General features: G+C 68.2%; 19 protein-coding genes. 14 read left to right on the forward strand and 5 right to left on the reverse strand.

Annotated elements, in window-relative coordinates:
* Window positions 1-79: 79 nt before the first annotated feature.
* From MOQ72_RS33985 to MOQ72_RS34000, 4 genes are all read left to right on the forward strand, one after another.
* Window positions 80-1,294, forward strand: a complete 1,215-nt coding sequence (locus MOQ72_RS33985) for an SfnB family sulfur acquisition oxidoreductase (protein ID WP_242189923.1) — start codon at window positions 80-82, stop codon at window positions 1,292-1,294.
* 193 nt (window positions 1,295-1,487) lie between these two features.
* Window positions 1,488-2,699 carry a sensor histidine kinase gene (locus tag MOQ72_RS33990; protein WP_242189924.1) on the forward strand — a complete coding sequence of 404 codons (1,212 nt, stop codon included), beginning with the start codon at window positions 1,488-1,490 and terminating at the stop codon, window positions 2,697-2,699.
* Window positions 2,675-3,340, forward strand: coding sequence for a response regulator (locus MOQ72_RS33995; RefSeq protein ID WP_308198030.1), 666 nt, complete (start codon window positions 2,675-2,677; stop codon window positions 3,338-3,340). Before MOQ72_RS33990 ends, MOQ72_RS33995 begins: the two co-directional genes overlap by 25 nt.
* 199 nt (window positions 3,341-3,539) lie before the next feature.
* On the forward strand, window positions 3,540-4,562 hold the full coding sequence (locus MOQ72_RS34000) for a hypothetical protein (RefSeq protein WP_242189925.1): 1,023 nt from the start codon (window positions 3,540-3,542) through the stop codon (window positions 4,560-4,562).
* Window positions 4,563-4,637: 75 nt separating this feature from the next.
* Here the strand turns inward: MOQ72_RS34000 and MOQ72_RS34005 are convergent, their stop codons facing one another.
* Together MOQ72_RS34005 and MOQ72_RS34010 are read right to left on the reverse strand one after the other, a co-directional pair.
* Complete coding sequence (locus MOQ72_RS34005) at window positions 4,638-4,784, reverse strand: hypothetical protein (RefSeq protein WP_242189926.1); 147 nt, start codon at window positions 4,782-4,784, stop codon at window positions 4,638-4,640.
* A 147-nt stretch (window positions 4,785-4,931) separates the two neighbouring features.
* The gene (locus tag MOQ72_RS34010) at window positions 4,932-5,705 is read right to left on the reverse strand and encodes an IclR family transcriptional regulator (RefSeq protein WP_242189927.1); all 774 of its coding nucleotides are present in this window, start codon (window positions 5,703-5,705) and stop codon (window positions 4,932-4,934) included.
* A 104-nt stretch (window positions 5,706-5,809) separates the two neighbouring features.
* Here MOQ72_RS34010 and MOQ72_RS34015 point away from each other — a divergent pair, with 104 nt between their 5' ends.
* Window positions 5,810-7,210 carry an MFS transporter gene (locus tag MOQ72_RS34015; RefSeq protein WP_242189928.1) on the forward strand — a complete coding sequence of 467 codons (1,401 nt, stop codon included), beginning with the start codon at window positions 5,810-5,812 and terminating at the stop codon, window positions 7,208-7,210.
* 4 nt (window positions 7,211-7,214) lie between these two features.
* Here the strand turns inward: MOQ72_RS34015 and MOQ72_RS34020 are convergent, their stop codons facing one another.
* The 3 genes from MOQ72_RS34020 to MOQ72_RS34030 all read right to left on the reverse strand — a co-directional run bounded on the left by MOQ72_RS34020 (window position 7,215) and on the right by MOQ72_RS34030 (window position 10,391).
* Entirely contained in the window at window positions 7,215-8,042 is an 828-nt protein-coding gene (locus MOQ72_RS34020) for a class I SAM-dependent methyltransferase (protein ID WP_242189929.1), read from the reverse strand.
* The gene (locus MOQ72_RS34025; RefSeq protein WP_242189930.1) at window positions 8,039-8,512 is read right to left on the reverse strand and encodes a GbsR/MarR family transcriptional regulator; all 474 of its coding nucleotides are present in this window, start codon (window positions 8,510-8,512) and stop codon (window positions 8,039-8,041) included. The genes MOQ72_RS34020 and MOQ72_RS34025 overlap by 4 nt, the downstream gene beginning before the upstream one ends.
* A gap of 91 nt (window positions 8,513-8,603) precedes the next feature.
* Window positions 8,604-10,391, reverse strand: coding sequence for a sigma-54-dependent Fis family transcriptional regulator (locus tag MOQ72_RS34030; RefSeq protein ID WP_242189931.1), 1,788 nt, complete (start codon window positions 10,389-10,391; stop codon window positions 8,604-8,606).
* A gap of 214 nt (window positions 10,392-10,605) precedes the next feature.
* Here MOQ72_RS34030 and MOQ72_RS34035 point away from each other — a divergent pair, with 214 nt between their 5' ends.
* The 9 genes from MOQ72_RS34035 to MOQ72_RS34075 form a co-directional block, all read left to right on the forward strand.
* Window positions 10,606-12,240, forward strand: a complete 1,635-nt coding sequence (locus tag MOQ72_RS34035) for a ferritin family protein (protein ID WP_242189932.1) — start codon at window positions 10,606-10,608, stop codon at window positions 12,238-12,240.
* A gap of 111 nt (window positions 12,241-12,351) precedes the next feature.
* Window positions 12,352-13,386: an FAD-binding oxidoreductase gene (locus MOQ72_RS34040; protein ID WP_242189933.1), complete on the forward strand. Its 1,035-nt coding sequence runs from the start codon at window positions 12,352-12,354 to the stop codon at window positions 13,384-13,386.
* A 39-nt stretch (window positions 13,387-13,425) separates the two neighbouring features.
* The gene (locus tag MOQ72_RS34045; RefSeq protein WP_242189934.1) at window positions 13,426-14,529 is read left to right on the forward strand and encodes an aromatic/alkene monooxygenase hydroxylase subunit beta; all 1,104 of its coding nucleotides are present in this window, start codon (window positions 13,426-13,428) and stop codon (window positions 14,527-14,529) included.
* Window positions 14,526-14,879, forward strand: coding sequence for a propane 2-monooxygenase effector subunit MimD (gene mimD, locus MOQ72_RS34050; protein ID WP_242189935.1), 354 nt, complete (start codon window positions 14,526-14,528; stop codon window positions 14,877-14,879). Before MOQ72_RS34045 ends, mimD begins: the two co-directional genes overlap by 4 nt.
* Window positions 14,880-14,990: 111 nt before the next feature.
* Window positions 14,991-15,455, forward strand: coding sequence for a hypothetical protein (locus MOQ72_RS34055; RefSeq protein ID WP_242189936.1), 465 nt, complete (start codon window positions 14,991-14,993; stop codon window positions 15,453-15,455).
* 55 nt (window positions 15,456-15,510) lie between these two features.
* Entirely contained in the window at window positions 15,511-17,160 is a 1,650-nt protein-coding gene (gene groL, locus MOQ72_RS34060; protein WP_242189937.1) for a chaperonin GroEL, read from the forward strand.
* A 170-nt stretch (window positions 17,161-17,330) separates the two neighbouring features.
* Window positions 17,331-18,359: an NAD(P)-dependent alcohol dehydrogenase gene (locus MOQ72_RS34065; RefSeq protein WP_242189938.1), complete on the forward strand. Its 1,029-nt coding sequence runs from the start codon at window positions 17,331-17,333 to the stop codon at window positions 18,357-18,359.
* Between the two features lie 34 nt (window positions 18,360-18,393).
* Window positions 18,394-19,398: an amidohydrolase family protein gene (locus MOQ72_RS34070; RefSeq protein WP_242189939.1), complete on the forward strand. Its 1,005-nt coding sequence runs from the start codon at window positions 18,394-18,396 to the stop codon at window positions 19,396-19,398.
* Window positions 19,395-20,200: iron-sulfur cluster assembly protein (locus tag MOQ72_RS34075; RefSeq protein ID WP_308198031.1), on the forward strand; the 806-nt coding region annotated here is incomplete at its 3' end. The genes MOQ72_RS34070 and MOQ72_RS34075, both read left to right, overlap by 4 nt.

The following is a 20,200-nucleotide window of genomic DNA, read 5'->3' on the forward strand; positions in this document are numbered from 1 at the left end:
CCCTTCACCAACTTACTTGGTGAAGGGTGCCCCTCACCTCTCACCTGAATGGGGCCGCGCCACTTCCTAGGAGCTCTTGATGGCAGTTTCTCGGTCCGTCGGTACGGCGAGCACGGCAGGTCTGGTGTGCGACGACGCCGAGGCGTTGGAGTTGGCCGCGCGGTTCGCCGAACGGTTCGCCGCCGGTGCCGCCGAGCGTGACCGCGAACGCCGGATCCCGTACGCCGAACTCGACGCGCTGTCGGCCAGCGGGCTGCTGGGCATCACGGTGCCGCGAAGCCACGGTGGCGCCGAGGTTTCGGCTCGAACGCTGGTCGAGGTCTTCCGGCTGCTGGCCGCCGCCGATCCGAACATCGCGCAGATCCCGCAGAGCCACTTCGCCTACGTCAACGTGCTGCGGGAGAACGGAACCGCCCAGCAGCGGCAGTTCTTCTTCGGCGAAGTGCTGGCGGGCAAGCGGTTCGGCAACGCGCAGTCCGAGGCCGGGAGCCGCACCGTGCAGGAGATCCAGACGCGGCTGGTATCCACTGTGGACGGCGACTTCGTCCTGCAGGGCACCAAGGCGTACTCGACCGGTGCCCTGCTGGCGCAATGGATTCCGGTGCTGGCCAAGGACGACCGGGACCGACTGCAGGTCGCCTACGTGCCACAGGACGCACCGGGCCTGACCGTCGTCGACGACTGGGCGGGCATGGGGCAGCGGACCACCGCCAGTGGGACAGTCCAGCTCGACCAGGTCCGCGTGCCCGCGGATCGGGTGGTGCCGCACCACCTGACGTTCGACCGGCCGCAACTGCACGGCGCGCTCGCCCAAGCCCTGCACGCGGCGATCGACGTCGGCATCGCCGGGGGAGCGCTCGCCGACGCCGTCGAGTTCGTGCGCACCCGCAGTCGCCCGTGGGGCGAAAGCGGGGTGCGGACAGCGGCGGAGGATCCGCTCACCATCCAGCGCTTCGGCGAACTCGCCGTGCGGTTGCGTGCCGCCGAAGCGTTGCTGGACAAGGCGGGCGAGGCGATCGATGCGGCGCGCGGCGATCTGAACGCGGAGTCCGCGGGTGCGGCGTCGATCGCGGTGGCCACGGCGAAGGTGTTCGCCGACGGCGTCGCGGTGGAACTCAGCAGCGCCCTGTTCGAGGTCTCGGGCACCCGGTCCAGCCTGGATACGGCAAACCTGCACCGGCACTGGCGCAATGCGCGGACGCACACCCTGCACGACCCGGTCCGGTGGAAGATCCAGCACATCGGACGCTACGTCCTGAACGGCGCCCTACCGCCCAGGCACGGCCAAATCTGACCCCGCGAGCCCCATGATGACGAAGATGGAGTCAAAGGTGCCCTTCACTCCTCACCTGAATGGGGTCGTGAGTGCGTAATCGGGCTGGAGCCCGGTTGAGCACTCACGACGAAAGTTCGGTGTTGGTCGACGAAAGTCCGGATCCGCCGTCGTGCTCGGTGTCTTGGCGCTGGTCCCGACTTACCATTTCCGGATGACCGAAGCCTGCGCTGAGAACCGCCGCGTCGTCGAACGGTGGCTGCCGCTGATCGCGGCGGCGCTCGCCGTGCTCGGTGCGGCCTTCGGCGCCGCCGTGCTACCGGGTCCAGCTCTGGCTCTCGCGCCCGTGCTGGCGGTCGGGTTGTTGGTGCAACTCGCGGTGACCGTGCTGCTCAGCCGCCTGGACGCGTATCCGCACCTGGGGCTGGGTGCGGTGGTGGTCGTCGCGGTGCTGCTGCTGGCGATCGATTCGCCGTGGCGCACGCTGGTGACCGAACAGGCCGTGCTCTGGATCCCGTTCACGTTGACCTGGTTCACCTCGCGGGTGGTGCAGGGTGCCCGCACCCCGCGCCAGTTGCAGATCTCCGGCGCGGTCGTGCTCGTCTATCTGCTGGCCGTGGGAACGAATGCGGCATTCGTCGAGCGTTCGGTGGTGGCCGCGACGTTGGGCGCGGCCGCACCGATCCTCGGCGGCATGACGGTCAGCCTGGCCGGGCGGCTGCGACAGGCCCGCCGCGACCGCGTCGCGGCGCTGGCTCGGGAGCGGGCGGCGGTGGCCCGGCAAGCACGGGAAAGCGAGCGGCAACAGCTTGCCGCGGAGATCCATGACACGCTCGGACACCTGCTCACCCTGCTCGTGCTGCACGCCAACGCCCTCGCTGTCACGACGGCCGACCGCGATGCGCGGCAAGCCGCCGAACAGATGAGCAGATTGGGCACCGACGGGCTGACCGAGCTGCGCCAACTCCTGGATTTGCTGGGCGCCCCGAGCCGCGCGTCCCTTGCGGTCCCGACGTTGGATGAGCTGATCGGCGAAGCCCGCGCCGCAGGGCAGGCCGTACACCTCGAAACAGCGGGCGATGTCGCGGATCTGTCGCCCGCTCTCGCTCGTACGGTGCACCAAGTGGTGCGCGAAGGACTGACCAACGCGCGGAAGCACGCGTCGGGCGCCGAAGTGCACGTCGGTGTCACCGTGGCCGAAGCGGTCGAGGTATCGGTCCGCAACGGGCCAGGAGCGGCCGGTTCCAGCCCCGGCAACGGGCTGGGGCTGGAGAGCCTGCGGCGGCGGATCGCGCTGCTCGGCGGAAGCTGCGAGCACACGCCGACCGCGGACGGCGGCTACGCTCTGCGGGCGAGTCTGCCCGTTGGCAGCAGCACGGGAGTGGATGAGCGGGACAATACGTGGACGCTGACGCACCAGCCGTGACGACCGGCGAGGCCGTGCACGTAGTCGTGGTGGACGACGAACCGATGGTTTGCGATTTCCTGCGCATCATCCTGTCCGCCAGCGGACAGGTCGTGGTTGATGCCGTGGCGCACGACGGATCCGCGGGCGTCGAAGCAGTGGTGCGGCACCGCCCGGACGTGGTCCTGATGGACCTGCGGATGCCCGGCGTGGACGGCGTCACCGCTACCGCCCAGATCCGCGCGCTCGCGAGTCCGCCGGTCGTGGTCGCGATGACCACGCTCGACACCGATGAGCACGTGCTGGCCGCACTGGACGCCGGTGCGACCGGTTTCCTGCTCAAGACCACGCCGCCTGCCAGGCTCGTCCCACTGGTGGTCGCCGCAGCGACCGGCGCATCGGTGCTCTCTCCGGAAGCGGTGCAGCGGCTGCGCAACCGACGCCCGGCGGAGCCGACCAAGCGACCCGACCCCGAACTCGACGCGCTCGGTGAACGGGAGCGCGAAGTGCTCGCGCTGGTCGCGGAAGGCATGTCCAACGCCGACATCGCGGCCCGCCTCTACCTCAGCGAAGGCACCGTGAAAGGGCACGTCTCGCGGTTGATGACGCTGCTCGGATGCGACAACCGGACCCAACTCGCGCTGCGCGCCGTCCGCCCATGATTCCGCGTCAGCTGGATCCCGCCTCTCCGCCAGAGTCGGGGACGTGCGAGCGTGTCCGAAGTGGACTGCCAGTGCGAAGTGCGCGGCGGACGTTGTCCTTCCGGGGAGTGTCGTCGCCTGGCGGAGGTGGATGTCCGCGGGGTGCTCGCGTTCGCCGGACGTTAATGTGCCGGTCGACTCGGCCGCGTAGCTTCCGGTCATGAACACTGCGGAGCAGGTATCGCTGTCTCGCCGGGCGGTGCTGGGCGGCGCGTTGGCCGGGGCCGGACTTCTCGCGATGGGCGGCACCGCGATCGGTGGCGGCCGGGTGCGGGTGCTGATCGCGACGAACGAGCCCTGGGGCACCTACCACGTCGCGCCCCTGCTGGCCGAAGCCGCTCGCCGTGGCTGGGAACTCGTCCAGCTGGTTCCGGACTTCTCCGAGATCGCCCCGGACGATCCGGTGCGGACCGCGCTGCCGGACTCGGCTCCGCCCGCCGACCTGCTCGTGCTCAACGGTGCCGAGGACTGGCCCGCGGACTGCGCGGCGCGGTTCCGCCGACTTCCGCTGGCGGCCAGTTCACTGGCCTATCTGGATCCGGAAGAAGCCGCTCGCGCCAAGCAGGTGCGTCCCCGGCTGCGCACCATCACTTCGTCGTCCCCAGCGGAATCCCGCGCCTTCGGCTCCTACCTCGGGACGCACCGCGAAATCCAGGTCGTCGGCTCACCGCAGACCGACGCGCTGCCACAGCGCGCCCCGGAACCGGGCTTGGTGCTGGTGCTCACCAGCGTCACGCATGCCGACGAGACCGGCGACGCCGCGCCGGGAACCGAACTCCTGCTGGCTGCGGCGGAGGAGCTCCAGGCAGCCGGAAAGCGCATCCTGGTCGGCTTGCACCCCAGGGAAGATCCGGCGTTGTGGAGCCGTTACGAGATCAGCGACGTTCCGTCGGTGCAGGCCGCGGCCAGGACCGAAGCCGCGATCGGAATTCCCGGCACGGTGTTCCCGCTGATCGCCGCGGTCGGCACGCCTGTGGTGGGTTGCACCGATCCGGCGTTGACCGTGCCGGACTACCTGCTTTCGGTCTGCTCCAGCACCATCGACGACGCGGCGCAGGCGGTGTCCGCAGTGGACCAAGCCGAACTTCCCGACCCGGAAGCGCTGGCCGACGCCGTCGGACCGGTCGGCGGTTCGGCGAACCGGCTTCTCAATGCCTGGTCAGAAGCCCTTCGGAGCTGGTGAACCTGGGTTGCGATCGCGGGATCGGCCGCGATCGCGCCCCCCTCGTGGTGTTTTCAGTGCTTGGAGCTCGCGCGGTCAGCGCTCGTCCGGTTTGGCGTGGTCGGGCACGCCGGGGTGCGGATCGCGGGACAGGTCGATCAGCGGGTGCACCCCCGCGCCTTCCGGCGCGGCGTGGCTCGGCTTGCCCGCGGGGTCGCTGGTCGAGTCGACTTCGGTGCTCACTGTTTTCCTCCGGTCGGCCGGTGCCGTCGGCACCAGCCAGTGGTTCAAGGACAACATCAGCATGCCAATCGGAGGCACTGCGGCGCCGCTGGAAAAGCTGCGACGCACGTCACTCCTCGGCGCGACCATCTCCAGTGGGCGGACCGGTCAGCCGAGGGTTGCCTCCAGCCGCTTGGCCGTCTCCAGCACGTCATCGCGCAGTGCCAGCAATTCCTCCCGCGCCACCACGAACGTCACCGTCGAGACGCTGACCGCGCCGATGGTCCGGCCGTCCGCTGCGTGGATGGGCGCCGCGACGCACCTGATGTTGGCCTCGTTCTCCTCTTCGTCGAGCGCGTAACCCCGTGCCCGCACCGTCGCCAGTTCGCGGGTCAGCGCGTCCGAAGTGGTGATCGTCCGTTCGGTGCGGCGTGCCAACCCGGCCCGTTCGACGAATTCGGCCAGCGCTGGTTCGTCCAGTCCGGCCAGGATGCACTTGCCGATGCCGGTCGAGTGCAGCGGTTGTTCCGTACCGACCCGGGAGGCCATCGCGAACGGTTGGGTGCCCTCGACCTTGTGCGTGTAGACGATCCGGTCGCCGCTGCGCATGCCGAGGTGGACGGTCTGCCCGACCTTCTGCTGCAACTCGACGAGCACCGACTCGACGCTGTCCTCCCGGCCCGCTCTGATCACCATCGCGGCGACCGCGCGCGCGGTGGGTCCGATGCCGTAGCGACCGCCTTCGTGCGCCACCGCCCAGCCGTCCGCGATGAGCACGCTGAGCAGGCGGTGCGCGGTGGGTTTCGACAGGGCGGCGGTGGCCGCGAGGTCGGCCAGCCGCGTCGGCTCGTCCGATCGGCACAGCGCCTCGATCAACCGGAGCACGCGGCGCGGCCCCGAACCATCGTTCGATTTGGCGGTCAACGGCTTCGTCGCGGTCATTGACACCTCCGTAACGCCAACTTAGCGTGAGTGCGTTCTAGCGTCCAAAATGATGTTCCGGCAGGCGGAATATCGGCCCGGCAGGGCCAATGTCAGGAGTTTCCGTGACCAGTCAGGCAGAGCTACGGCAGCTTTCCGATCGCGCGGCCAGGCACGTCCTCAGCAAGCACGGGACCGGCACCGGTAATCGAACCGGTTGGCTGATGATCTCGACCATCCTCATCGAGGCGTGGGACCTGTACGCGATCTCGTTCCTGCTGCTGTTCGTCAAGGACGACCTGCATCCGAGCGCCACGATGCTCGGCCTCGCCTCCGGCGCGGTGCAGCTCGGCGCCTTGATAGGTGCGCTGTGCGGTGGCTGGTTCGCCGACCGGTTCGGCCGTCGCAAGGTCTTCATCACGACGATGGTCCTCTTCGTCGTGCTGTCCCTGGCGCAGTCCTTCGTCACCGACATGTGGCAGCTGGTCATCGTCCGGTTCCTGCTCGGGCTGCCGCTGGGCAGTGACATCTCGACCGGCTACGCCTACATCATGGAGTCGATGCCGAAGGGCAAGCGGGAGGTCATGGGCAACCGCTGGCAGGGCATGTTCGGACTCGGCGAGATCGCCGCCATCGCGGTGATCACGGGGATGTACCTGTCCGGCATGGACCACAGCCTGCTGTGGCGGATCGGCCTGGGACTGGGCGCGGTGCCCGCCCTGGTGCTGCTGATCGGTCGGCTGGACGTGCCCGACACCGCGCTGTGGCTGATCCAGCGCGGCAAGTTCAAACAGGCCAAGGCAGTCGCGAAGAAGATGTTCGACGACGGGCTGGAAATGTTGCCGGATCAGGACTTCCGCCTGCAGCAGCCGCGCATCCGCGACTTCCTGGCCAGCATCTGGCGGGACCCGGTGCGTCGCCGGGCGAGCATCTTCTCCTGGATCTCCAACGGCATGCAGGGCGCGGAGTTCTCTGCCTTCGCCTTCTACCTGCCGGTCATCCTGGTGCTCACCGGGGTTTCCGGGATCGGCGCCACCAACTTCGTCACTGGCGCGATCTACGTCATCGCCACCATCAGCGGTTTCGTGGCGCCCATGGTGACCCCGCGGCTGGGCCACCGCGGCGTGGCGCAGTGGGGTTTCGGCACCGCGTTCGTCTCGCTGCTGCTGGCCGCGCTGTTCCTGCAACTGGACTGGAAGTGGCTGGTTCCGCTGGCCGCCGCGGGTCTGATGTGGGGGCACTACTGGGCGGCGTCCAACGGCATGACGATCTCGTCGATGGTCGCGCCGAGCCGTTACAAGGCGACGGCTTCGGGTTTCGGCTACATCTTCGTCAAGCTCGCCGCCTTCATCACCATCTTCTTCTTCCCGATCCTGTTCACCGAACTAGGCGTGCCGGTAGCCACGTTGATCGTGTCGGTGCTGTCGTTGATCGGCTACCTCGCGGCGCGCTACATCCTCCCCGAGGTGTACGGCTACGTGGAGCAGGAGGAGAGCGAGGCCCGGCAACCCGCGCCGAGCAGTTGAGCCGTCAGAACTCGGCGCGGAACACCCGCAGCCAGTAGCGGACGGCGCGCCACCGGTTGGCCGCCCGGTACAGCGCGCGGAAGGTCGGGTTCGGGACCTTCGCGTGCAACGAGAAGATAGGAACTGCCGCCAGGAACCGGAACTTCGGGTTCCACCGCTCGACGTCCCGGCCCTCCTGGGTCGCCGTGAGGTACCCCGGGTAGTCGTAGATGCGCTTCGGCAGTCGCCGCGCGCACCACTGCGTCATCCGGACGACCCAGAGCGCGACACCATCGAAGATCAGCTCCCCGGTGCGGAAGTGATCGGTGAGCCGCCGCAGCAGTGCCTCGACCTCGCTGGTGGGCAGGTACATCAGCAGCCCCTCGGCGATGATCAGCACGGGCTGGTCGGCGGGGATCTCGGCCAGCCACGCCGGATCGGTCACCGACGCGCCGATCGTGCGGTAGCCCTCGGACTCCGGGTAGAGCTCGCGGCGCAGTTCGATGACGTCGGGCAGGTCGACGTCGAACCAACGCACCCCGGACGGCAGGTCGAGGCGGAACGCCCTGCTGTCCAGCCCGCAGCCGAGCTGCAGCACGGTCGCGTCCGGATTGCGCCGCAGGAAGTCTGCGGCCCAGTCGTCGAACTGCTTCGCGCGCAACGCGACCAAGAACCGGTTGCTCGCCATGCCCGGCTGGGCCAACTTCGCCCAGTCGTAGTCGATCCGGCCCACCGCCTCGGCGGCGGCGTGGTCGCCGAGGATCGAATCCTGCTCGCGGCTGTCCAACGCCCGCAGGTAGAGGGTGACGAGCATCGTGGACTGCACGCCGGTGAAATCGACCTTGCCGGTCATCGGTCGCTCCTGTTCGCCGCACGGTAGTCGGTCCACCGCTGCATCATCTCGTCGCGAGCGTCCGTCGCGGTGAACCGGCAGAAGTCACGGAGGTCTTCGAGTCGTTCGCGCTGTTGCGGGCGGTCGTCGCCGATCACCGACAGGCCGAATTCGGCGGCCTCGACACCGGCGCCCATCCGGACCAGCTGGACCTGCAGGAGGTGGGTGAAACCGCCCGGCGCGATCCGGTACTGGTGCTGGCGGGTCGACGACGGCAGCCGTTCGACCAGCCCGCCCTCCTGCATCGGGCGGATCATGGTGCTGATCGACGCTTTGCTCGCGCCCAGTTCGGCGGCCAGTTCGGTCAGCGACTGCTGTGGGGGATCGCAGATCATCAACCAGCCGTAGATCCGGCCCATCGTCCGCGGTCCGCCGACCGTTTCCATGAACAGACCGATCCGGTCGACGAACTCCGCCTCGTCCGGTGACATCGACACCATCCATTCGTTAAGCAAGTTCTGAACGAAATGTACGAGCGTGCCGTCGTCGAGGCAAGGGTCTGTGGCCGGGGTGACCCCGCGGTCAGGTGTCGATGCCGTAGTTGGTGATCTTCCGGTAGATGGTCGCCCGGGAGATGCCGAGCGAGCGGGCGGCCTTGGTGCGGTTGCCGCCCGCTTCCGCGAGGCAGCGCACGATGGCATCGCGCTCCATCGACTCGATCGGGGTGAGGATCCGGCGGCTTTGGCTGTTGCACTCCGGCGGCAGGTCCTCCGGCAGGACGGTGGCCGATCTGGTGCGGGCTGCCACGGACTGCACGACCCGTTGCAGTTCGGCGATGTTGCCCGGCCATTGGGCGCGCATCAGCACCCGCAGCGCGGCGGGGGAGAAGTGCGAGTTGGCGCGTTTGGTGGCCTGCTGCAACAGGAAGTCGGCGATCTCGGCGACGTCCTCGATGTGGTGCCGCAGCGGCGGGACCTCCACGGACCGGGGGAAGAAGGCGAGGACCCGGTCCAGCAGCGGACTTCTGGTGGTCGTGCTGTCCACCGTGCCCGCAAGCCAGTTTCGGCGCTTGTCCGCGGATTCCAGCAGCTCCGCCAGTTCGGCGAGCTGGGCATCCGAGAGACGGTCGAGGTGCTGCAGGAGCACCGCACCTGGGCGGCCGAGCACCTCGTCGGGCACCCAGGACCTGGGGCCGCTGCTCTCCAGCGCGTCGACCACTCGGATCTGCTGGTCGGGGTTGTGGTAGCGGTGCACGGCCTGGGCGATGGCGGCCTTGCCGCTGCCGGACTCGCCTTCGAGGACGACCCAACAGCCGTCCCGGTAGTGGGCATCGAGCGCTCGGTGGCACCGGCGCCACATGACCGCGGAACCGACCACGCCCGGCAGCACTGGTGGCGGCTGGATTTCCAGGGCGCCTGCGGGACTCGGGTCCACGAACTGGATCCGGGCGACGGCGCCGAAGCCGCGGTCGGCCACCCGCTTGGTGTGCACGCGGCACTTCGCGCCGCTCGGGAGATCGAGCTCCGCCGGGCGGGCCGAGGGGCGTTCGGTGCGCAGGTGGTCCATCAGCAGCACCTGGTCCTGCGCGCTCAGGCTGGTTTGCGCCCGGGGGTTGAGCATCACGACGTCGTCGTTGACCGCGACGATCGGATCGCCGGATCGGCGCGTGGCCCGCAGGTACTCCCGGAGCAGCGCGATGTCCTGGCCTCGGCTCTCGTCGAGCAACCGCTCCTGCACACCTTGCGCCGCGCTGATGGCCATCGCCATCAGCAGCGGGCTCGCGTCGCGGGCGAAGCAGGTGATGTCCAGCACGCCCTCCAGCGAGCCGGTGATGGGATCGTGGATGGGCACGCCCGCGCAGGCCAGGTTGACCAGCGGACCGGTGAAGTGCTCCTGCTCGTAGATCAGTGCGGCCTCACCGGCTTCCAGCGCGGTGCCGATGCCGTTGGTGCCGACGAACTGCTCGGCGTAGTTGAAACCCGGTGCCAGGTAGACGCTATCGAGGTAGTCCTGCAGGTCGCGCTTGCCGGTGCGCCGGTCGAGCACGAATCCGTCCGCATTGGTGAGCACGATGCTGACCGCCTGCTCGTTGAGCCGGTTGGACAACTGGTCCAGCACCGGGGCCGCGGCCTGCACGAGGTGGCCCTGGACGTCCAGATCCGCTTCGAACGGCGCGCTGAGCTCGTCGCAGTCCACCCGGAAATCGTTGGAGCGCCGCCAGGAAGCCAAGATCGCGCTGCGGACCTCCGTTGATTCCACCGGCTCGGCGCTGAGGAATTTCGCGCGGGCCAGACCCAACCCACCAGCTGGTAATCCCACCGCAAGACCGGTGCCCGGTGGGCGCGACGTGGGGTTCGGCCAGACGGTCATGGCGGCTCCTCCAGCGCTGGCTCGCGTCCGTCCGGCCACAGCCTCGGTCGCGGGCGCAGCTGTGGCCGCTGCGTGACCGTGATGTTACTGCTCGATGAACGCCGCGCATTGTCTCATATTGAGATGAACAACCAGGCATCTCTGCGCTGTGATTCTGTTCATCCCGGCACCGCGACGGATCTCTCCGGGAGCACCTTAAGCGCAGGAGGCAGGCGTGAGCCGACAGAGTCTGAGCAAGGCGCACAAGAAGATCACGGAGCTGTCCTGGGAGCCGACCTTCGCCACCCCGGCGACCCGGTTCGGCACCGACTACCGGTTCGACAAGTCCCCGAAGAAGGACCCGCTGAAGCAGATCCTCCGGTCGTACTTCCCGATGGAGGAGGAGAAGGACAACCGGGTCTACGGCGCCATGGACGGCGCGATCCGCGGCAACATGTTCCGCCAGGTCCAGCAACGCTGGATGGAGTGGCAGAAGCTGTTCCTGTCGATCATCCCGTTCCCGGAGATCTCGGCGGCGCGGGCGATGCCGATGGCCATCGACGCAGTGCCGAACCCGCAGATCCACAACGGGCTGGCGGTGCAGATGATCGACGAGGTCCGGCACTCGACGATCCAGATGAACCTCAAGCGGCTGTACATGAACCACTACATCGACCCGGCCGGGTTCGACATCAGCGAGAAGGCGTTCGCCAACAACTACGCCGGAACCATCGGTCGGCAGTTCGGCGAGGGTTTCATCACCGGCGACGCGATCACCGCGGCGAACATCTACCTGACCGTGGTGGCCGAAACCGCCTTCACCAACACGTTGTTCGTGGCGATGCCGTCCGAGGCGGCGGCCAACGGCGACTACCTGCTGCCGACCGTGTTCCACTCGGTGCAGTCCGACGAGTCGCGGCACATCAGCAACGGGTATTCGATCCTGCTGATGGCGTTGGCCGACGAGGAGAACCGCAAGCTGCTGGAACGCGATCTGCGGTACGCGTGGTGGAACAACCACTGCGTGGTCGACGCCGCGATCGGCACCTTCATCGAGTACGGCTCCAAGGACCGGCGAAAGGACCGGGACAGCTACGCGGAGATGTGGCGGCGGTGGATCTACGACGACTACTACCGCAGCTACCTCATCCCGTTGGAGAAGTACGGCCTGGTCATCCCGCACGACCTGGTCGAAGAGGCGTGGAACCGGATCGTCAACAAGCACTACGTGCACCGGGTCGCGCAGTTCTTCGCGACCGGGTGGCCGGTCAACTACTGGCGCATCGATCCGATGACCGACGCGGACTTCGAGTGGTTCGAGGAGAAGTACCCCGGCTGGTACGCCCAGTTCGGCAAGTGGTGGGAGAACTACAACCGGCTGCGCTATCCGGGCCGGAACAAGCCCATCGCGTTCGAGGACGTCGGGTACGAGTACCCGCACCGCTGCTGGACCTGCATGGTGCCGTGCCTGGTGCGCGAGGACATGGTGGTCGACGAGGTCGACGACCAGTGGCGCACCTATTGCTCGGAAACCTGCCACTGGACCGACGCGGTGGCCTTCCGCGCGTCCTACGAGGGCCGGGAGACGCCGAACATGGGGCGGCTGACCGGTAAGCGCGAGTGGGAGACCCTCTACCACGGCTGGGACCTGGCCGATGTGGTCACCGACCTCGGATACGTCCGGGACGACGGCAAGACGTTGATCCCGCAGCCCCACCTGGACCTCGACGACCAGCGCAAGCTGTGGACGCTCGACGACGTCCGCGGCATCGAGTTCGGCAGTCCGAACGTGGCGCTGAACGAGATGACCGACGAGGAACGCGAACGGCACGTGGCCGCCTACCGGGCGAATCCGAACGTGTCGGCCTGATCGAGCTCGGGCGGCGGCGGCCGGACGGGGCCTGGGCCGCCGCCGCCCGTCACACACGTCGTTTCAAGGCGCCGCCGGAAGTTTCCGCAGCGCTGAAAGGAAGTGACGTCCATGGGCGATACCCATCGCATCCACTTCGATCCCGTCGACATCGAGATCGAGGCGAACGAGGACGAGACCGTGCTCGACGCGGCGTTCCGGCAGGGCGTGATGTTGATGCACGGCTGCAAGGAAGGCCAGTGCTCGTCGTGCAAGTCGTTCCTGCTCGACGGTGACCTGCAGATGGGGCGCTACTCCACGTTCGCGTTGGCGGACTACGAGAGCGAAGAAGGGTACGTGCTGCTGTGCCGATCGCACGCCTACAGCGATCTGGACATCGAACTGCTCAACTACGACGAGGACATGATCCGCGCCGGGCTCCCGGTGGTCACCGTCCCGACGCGGGTCGCCGCGGTCGAAGCGGTCACCGCCGACATCAGCCTGCTGCGGCTGGTGGTCACCGGCGCCGACGAGTTCAAGTTCCACCCCGGCCAATACGTCGACATCGCTGTGCCCGGTACCGGTGAACACCGGTCGTTCTCGATGGCGAACCTGCCGCGCAGCCACGACAGCACCCTCGAATTCATCATCAAGCGCTACCCGGGCGGGAAGTTCTCCGCGCTGCTGGCCGACGGGTTGTCGGTCGGCGACGAACTGGAGGTCACCGGCCCGTACGGCACCTTCACCCTGCGGGCCGGATCCGACCGCCGGATCGTGCTGGTGGCGGGCGGGGCGGGCATGGCGCCGGTGCTGTCGATCCTGCGGCAGATCGCGGCGAAGACCGACTTCGACCGCGATGTCGTCTTCTACTACGGCGCCCGGACCGAGCAGGACTTGTTCTACCTCGACGAGATCCGGGACCTGGGCTCCGGCATCGCAGGGTTCGACTTCGTCCCGGTGCTCTCGCACGTCGATTGGTCCGGGCGCTGCGGGATGGTGACCGACGTCGTCGACAGCTGCGAGGACCGGCTGGCGGCCTGCGACGTGTACCTGTGCGGGCCACCGCCCATGGTCGAAGCCGGACTCGCGATGTTGGCCGAGCGGCAGGTACCGCAGGAGCAGGTTTTCTACGACAAGTTCACGGTTTCCGCGGAAGCCGACCGATGAGATCCACAGTGGACGACCAACTGACGAGGAAGTGCATCCATGGCAACGCAGCAGAAGAGCGGGCGGAGCTTCCCGAAACCGGAGTTCACCGACGCCGAGGCGGGTGCGCTGGAGTTCCCGAGCTCCGGCAGCCGCTCGTACAACTACTTCACGCCCAAGAAGATGCGGGCCACCATGTACGAGGACGTCACCTTCGACGTGCAGCCCGACCCCGAACGACACCTCAGCCAGGGCTGGATCTACGGCTTCGCGGACGGTGACGGCGGCTACCCAAAGGACTGGACGGCGCTGAAATCCGCCGACTGGCACCGGTTCCGCGATCCGAACGAGGAGTGGGAGCAGACGATCTACCGGAACAACTCAAACGTGGTCCGGCAGATCCAGCAGAACCTGGCCAACGCCAAGCAGGCCGGTGCCTACCGCGGTTGGTCGCGCGGCTGGACCCGCTTCGTCGAACAACACCTCGGTGCCTGGATGCACGCGGAGAACGGGCTGGGCATGCACGTCTTCGTGGCCGCCCAGCGCTCCGGTCCCACCAACATGATCAACAACGCCATCGCGGTGAACAGCGCGCACAAGCTGCGCTACGCGCAGGACCTCGCGCTGTACAACCTGGATCTCAGCGAATCCTTCGACGACTTCGACGGCACCGCGCACCGGTCCGCCTGGCACACCGATCCGGTGTGGCAACCGGTCCGCGAAGTCGTCGAGAACCTCACCGCCATCGGCGACTGGGCCGAGGCGCTGTTCGCGACGAACGTCGTCTTCGAGTCGCTGGTGGGCGTGCTGTTCCGCAGCCACCTGGTGATGCAGATCGCGGCGCGCAACGGCGACTACGTCACCCCGACGCTCGTCGGAGCGGGCGAGAACGACTACGAGCGCGACCTGAAGTACACCCGCGCGCTTTTCACCATGCTCACCCAGGATCCCCAACATGCCCCGGCGAATCGGCAACTCCTGCAGTCGTGGGTGGACAAATGGGCGCCGCTGTGCCGCGGCGCGGCGCATGAACTGCAGCCGATCTGGTCGCAACCCCAGGAGAAGGTCGTCGCCTTCGCCGACTCGTGGACGGCCGCACGCGAAGGCTTCGCCGCCCTGCTCGGCGAACTGGGCCTGTCCGAACCGAAGGAGCTGACCGAATGAGCGCGACGCGTGAGCCGTTCACCGCGAACAAGACCGCTTCGAACATGTGCGGCGTGACCCTGATGAACAACCAGAACGGCCACGTGGTGGCCGAGATCATGGCCCGCAAGGAGGGCGTCCAGGTGGACCACCTGCCGTCCATGATCCGGGTCGACGGGCGCGGCTCGCTGGTCTTCGACTTCGACGAGATCGCTGAGGAGATCGGGTTCGACTTCGACCAGGCCGACTTCGAGGAGATCATGTCCACCCACTACGGGCGGATGGTGCACCTCGACGACCGGACGGTGCTGTTCGCCAATCCCGAGGACGCCGCCGAGCACATCGATTTCGACCTCAAACCGATGTCCTGACGAACCGGTCGGCTGGGGTGAAGCCGGGAGCGGGCGGCGGCGCGGAAGGGATGCCTCCGGCCGCCCGCCCTCGGTGCCCGCTGTCGACGATCACACGGAAGCGGTACTGGAATGGAACGCGATTTCTGCAGTCACGTGCTGGCCGAGGTGTGGGATGCGCTGGCCCGGATCCGCCCCGGAGACGGCGAACTCTCGCTGACGGAACGGGAACTCGTCACCGCTGTTTCGACCGACGGCCGTTCGCTGCGGATCCTGCTGCGGCTGCCAGCCACGCTGTGGCGGACCGGTGCACAACGCGAGCTGCTGCCGGAGATCGAAGCCGCCGTGCGGACCGCTCCGGCACTGCACGACGTTCGGACGAGCGTCAAGGTCTACCGGCCGCCGCTGGCCGAGCATCACGACTGCGTGCGGAACGCGCTGTCCGGACTGCACGCGAAAGGTTGGCGGATCAGCGGGATCGAACAACGCCCGAACACGGCCGGACTCGACCGCAGCGGCACCGTGCGTGTGATCGTCGAGGCCCGCGTCCGCCAGCGGGCCGGAGAAGCGGTGAGCGGTCCGCTGCGCACCGCCTGAACTCGTTCTTCCGCACCGCCGCGACGAACCAACTAGCCAGAAGGACGAACCAGAGATGGCCAAGGATCTCCGCTTCAACGTGGAAGCAAGGCAGCTGCTCGAATCCGGCGTCAACGCGCTGGCCGACGCGGTCAAGGTGACGTTGGGCCCCAAGGGGCGCAACGCGGTCATCGAGAAGCTCACCGGGCCACCGAGCATCACCAACGACGGGGTCACCATCGCGCGGGAAATCCAGTTGCGGGACCCGTTCGCGAACATGGGCGCACAACTTGTCAAGGAGGTCGCGAACAAGACCAACGGGGTCGCCGGGGACGGCACCACCACGGCGACCGTGCTGGCGCAGGCGATGGTGCGGGAAGGTCTCAAGGCCGTCGACCAAGGCGCCAACCCGATGCTGCTGAAGAACGGCATCGAGCACGCCGTGCGCGCGGTCGTGGAGGTGCTGCGCGCCGAAGCGCGTCCGGTCACCGGCGAGGCGGATCTCGCCCAGGTCGCGACCCTGTCGGCGAACAACGACCCGGAGGTCGGGCGGCTGATCGCGGTGGCCATGCACCGGGTGGGCACCACCGGCGTGGTGACCGTCGAGGAGTCCCCGAGCTTCGGCATCGAGGTCGACTTCGTGGACGGCCTGGAGTTCGACCACGGCTACCTCTCGCCCTACATGGTCACCGACCCGGAGCGGATGGAAACCGTCCTGGAGGACCCGTACCTGCTGCTCACCAACGAGAAGATCACCCAGGTGCAGGCGCTGATGCCAGTGCTGGAGCAGGTGACCCGCACCGGCAAACCGCTCGTGGTCATCGCCGAAGACGTGCAGGGCCCGCCGCTGGGCATGCTGGTCACGAACAACGTGCACGGCACGTTCCGCTCGGTCGCCCTCCGATCGCCCGGCTTCGGGCACCGGAGGCTGGCGCAGCTGGCCGACATCGCCACGCTGTGCGGCGGGCAGGTGATCACCGGCGACGCGGGCCTGCGGCTGGAGTCCACCCAGCTGGAACACCTCGGCCGCTGCGAGAAGATCACCGTCACCGAGCACAGCACGACGATCGTCGGCGGCGCGGGACGGCCGGATTCCGTGTCGGCCCGCATCGACCAGCTCAAGCACGAGTTCGCGCGCGCGGAGAACGAGCACGACCAGGACGCCCTGCAGGAACGCATCGCCCGCCTGTCCGGCAGCGTCGCCGTGCTCAGGGTGGGGGCAGCCACCGGCGTGGAGCTGAAGGAGAAGCAGCACCGCGTCGAGGACGCTATCTCGGCCACCCGGGCGGCCATCGAGGAAGGGGTCCTCGCCGGTGGCGGAACAGCCCTGGTGAAGGCGGCGGTCGCGCTCGACTCGGCCGACCTGACCGGCGACGCGGCGCTCGGCCACGAGATCGTCCGCCGGTCGCTGCCCGAGCCGCTGCGCTGGATCGCGATCAACGCAGGTCATCCGGCCGACGAGGTGCTCGCGCGGGTGGCGGAGCTACCGGCCGGGCACGGGTTCAACGCCCTGCTCGGTGCGTACGGGGACATGTTCGACTTCGGCGTGATCGACCCGCTGAAGGTCACCCGCTCCGCGCTGCAGAGCGCGGCATCCATCGCCTCGCTGCTGTTGACCACCGAAACCCTGCTGGTCGAGGAGGTCGTGCAGAACCCGGGAGCGATCGTGGCGCCGGGCTTCGGCGATCTCGCCGAGGGCATGGTGAGACCTTCGAACATTGCTTGACCAGCACAGCCGGGGGCCCTGAACTACCGGCGCCGCCGGTAGAGCTCGTGGGGTCTCCGGTCGGGTCGCGGCGGTTGGAACCCCACGGGTGCCCGGCACCCCCTAGCGCGCCAGGACGCGGCGTCGCAACCTGAGAGTGGCCCAGGTACTTCGACACGAAGGAGTGTCAGGTGAAAGCAGTACGAGTGCACGCCTACGACCGGCAGCCGACGATCGAATCCGTGCCCGAGCCGGTGGTGAAGGGTCCGTGGGACGTTCTGGTGGAGATCAACGCCGCCGGGGTGTGCCGAACCGACCTGCACATCATCGAGGGGCAGTGGCGGGAGAAGAGCGGTGTCCAGCTGCCCTACACCATCGGTCACGAGAACGCGGGCACGGTGCGCGAGGTGGGCAGCGCGGTGACCAATGCGTCGCCGGGCGACAAGGTGATCCTGCACCCGCTGGTGACCTGCGGGCTGTGCCGCGCGTGCCGTTCCGGCGACGACGTGCACTGCGAGAGCTCCCAGTTCCCCGGCATCAACACCGACGGCGGGATGGCGGAGCTGCTGCTGACCAGCGCGCGCTCAGTCGTCAAGCTCGACGAGGGATTGGAGCCCGCCGCGGTGGCGGCGCTCGCCGATGCGGGGCTGACGGCCTACCACGCGGTGCGCAAGGCGGTGCCGCTGCTGTACGCGGGGACGCACGTCGCGCTGATCGGGGCTGGCGGGCTGGGACACATCGGGCTGCAGTCACTGCTGGCGATGACCCCGGCCGAGATCACCGTGATCGACCGATCGCCGGAAGCGCTCGACCTCGCAACCCAGCTCGGGGCGCACCACGCGGTGCTCGCCGATGGCACGCACATCGACGCCGCGTTGGAGATCACCGAGGGCAAGGGCGCGCACGTGGTGCTGGATTTCGTGGGGGAGCAGGGCACCGAGGCCGACGGGGTAGCGCTGACCCGGCAAGCGGGTTCCTACTTCGTGATCGGCTACGGCGGCCGGGTCGACGTCCCCACCATCGACATCATCTCCCGCGAGATCAACGTGATCGGCAACCTGGTCGGCTCCTACAACGACCTCGTCGAGCTGATGGCGTTGACCGCGCAGGGCAAGGTCGCGCTGCGCACCCGGCAGTACCCGTTGGACCAAGCGCTGCAGGCCCTGGCAGACCTCGACGCGGGCCGGATTCCCGGTGGCCGCGCCATCCTCGTGCCCTGACATCCGCACCGGACGACACGGAAAGGCGGCAGCCATGTACGCCAAGGACGGCGAGAAGTACTTCATCGTGGACGGCCACGTCCACTTCTGGGACGGCACCCCGGAGAATCAGGCGAACCGCTACGGCACGGGATTCCTGAACTGCTTCTACGACTACCACCGCAACCTGAGCCCGGCGGACGCCCTGTGGTCGCTGGAGCACTTCCAGAAGCAGAGCGAAGCGGATGTGCTGCACGACCTGTTCGAGGTCGGCTACGTGGACAAGGCGATCTTCCAGCCGACCTACCTGACGGACTTCTTCGTCAACGGGTTCAACACCACCGAGCAGGATGGGGCGCTGGCCGAGAAGCACCCGGACAAGTTCATCGTCAACGGCAGCTGGGACCCGCGCGACGGCGAGGCCGGACTGGCGGAGCTGGCGAATCTGGCCGACCGCTGGCAGCTCAAGGGCGTGAAGCTCTACACCGCGGAGTGGAAGGGCAACTCCAAGGGCTGGAAGCTGACCGACCCGTGGTCCTACCGCTACCTGGAGAAGTGCCTGGAGCTGGGGATCCGCAACATCCACATCCACAAGGGACCGACCATCTACCCGCTCAACCGGGACGCCTTCGACGTCGCCGACGTCGACGACGTGGCCACCGCGTTCCCGGAGCTGAACTTCATCGTCGAGCACGTGGGCCTGCCCCGGCTGGAGGACTTCTGCTGGATCGCCACCCAGGAGCCCAACGTCTACGGCGGATTGGCGGTGGCGATGCCGTTCATCCATTCCCGGCCGCGCTACTTCGCGCAGATCCTCGGCGAACTGCTGTACTGGTTGGACCCCGACCGGATCACCTTCGCCAGCGACTACGCGATCTGGACGCCGAAGTGGCTGATCGAGAAGTTCGTCGACTTCCAGATCCCGGCGGACCTGCAGAGCGAGTACGGCACGCTCACCCCGGAGGTCAAGCGGAAGATCCTCGGGCTGAACATGGCCCGGCTCTACGACATCGAAGTGCCTGCGGAGCTGCGCGCGTCGGAGGAGGTGATGGCGTCGTGACGGCGGCCGTCGACCTGGTGTCCGAGGTGTGGCGGGCGCTGGGCACCGTCGTGGATCCCGAACTCGACGAACCGATCACCGACCTGCGGTTCGTCGTCGATTGCGAGGTCGTCGGCGCGGCGGTGCGCGTGGACCTCCGGTTGCCGACCTACTTCTGCGCACCCAACTTCGCCTACCTCATGGTGTCCGACGCCCACGACGCGGTGGCGGCGATCCCCGGTGTGGACCGGGTTTCGGTGCGGCTGCTCGACCACTTCGCGGCGGCGGAGATCAACGCCGGGGTGAGCGCGGGTGGTGGATTCGACGCCGCATTCCCGGGACTGGCTGCCGGAGAACTCGACGAGCTCCGAAAAACGTTCCTGCGCAAGGCACATCTCGCATTCCAGGAGAAGCTGGCGAGTCGGCTCCTGGCGTCGCGGACCACCCGCGAGGAGCTGGTGCGGCTGCGCTTGGGAGACCTCGGCGAAGGCCGCGAACTCGACGAACTGCGCCGCCGTCGCAGGCAGCTCGGCCTGCCCGCGGACGACGAAGCGCCGTTGCTGGTCGACGACGACGGCGCACCGATGACCGCGGAGGAGCTGCCCGTGCGGCTGCGCTTCGCGCGGACCACGCGCGTCAGCATCGAAGCGAACGCGGGCTGGTGCCGCGGCCTGCTCGCAACCCGCTACGGAGATGCGACAACAGGGTCGTGGGGGGGGGGGGGGGGGGGGGGGCCCCCGCCCCCCCCCCGCCCCCCCCCGCGGGGGGGGGGGGGGGGGGGGGGCGGCCGGCGGGGGGTGGGAGGGGGGGGGGGCCGCGCCCG

The sequence above is a fragment of the Saccharopolyspora soli genome, assembly GCF_022678645.1.
Lineage (GTDB): Bacteria > Actinomycetota > Actinomycetes > Mycobacteriales > Pseudonocardiaceae > Saccharopolyspora > Saccharopolyspora soli.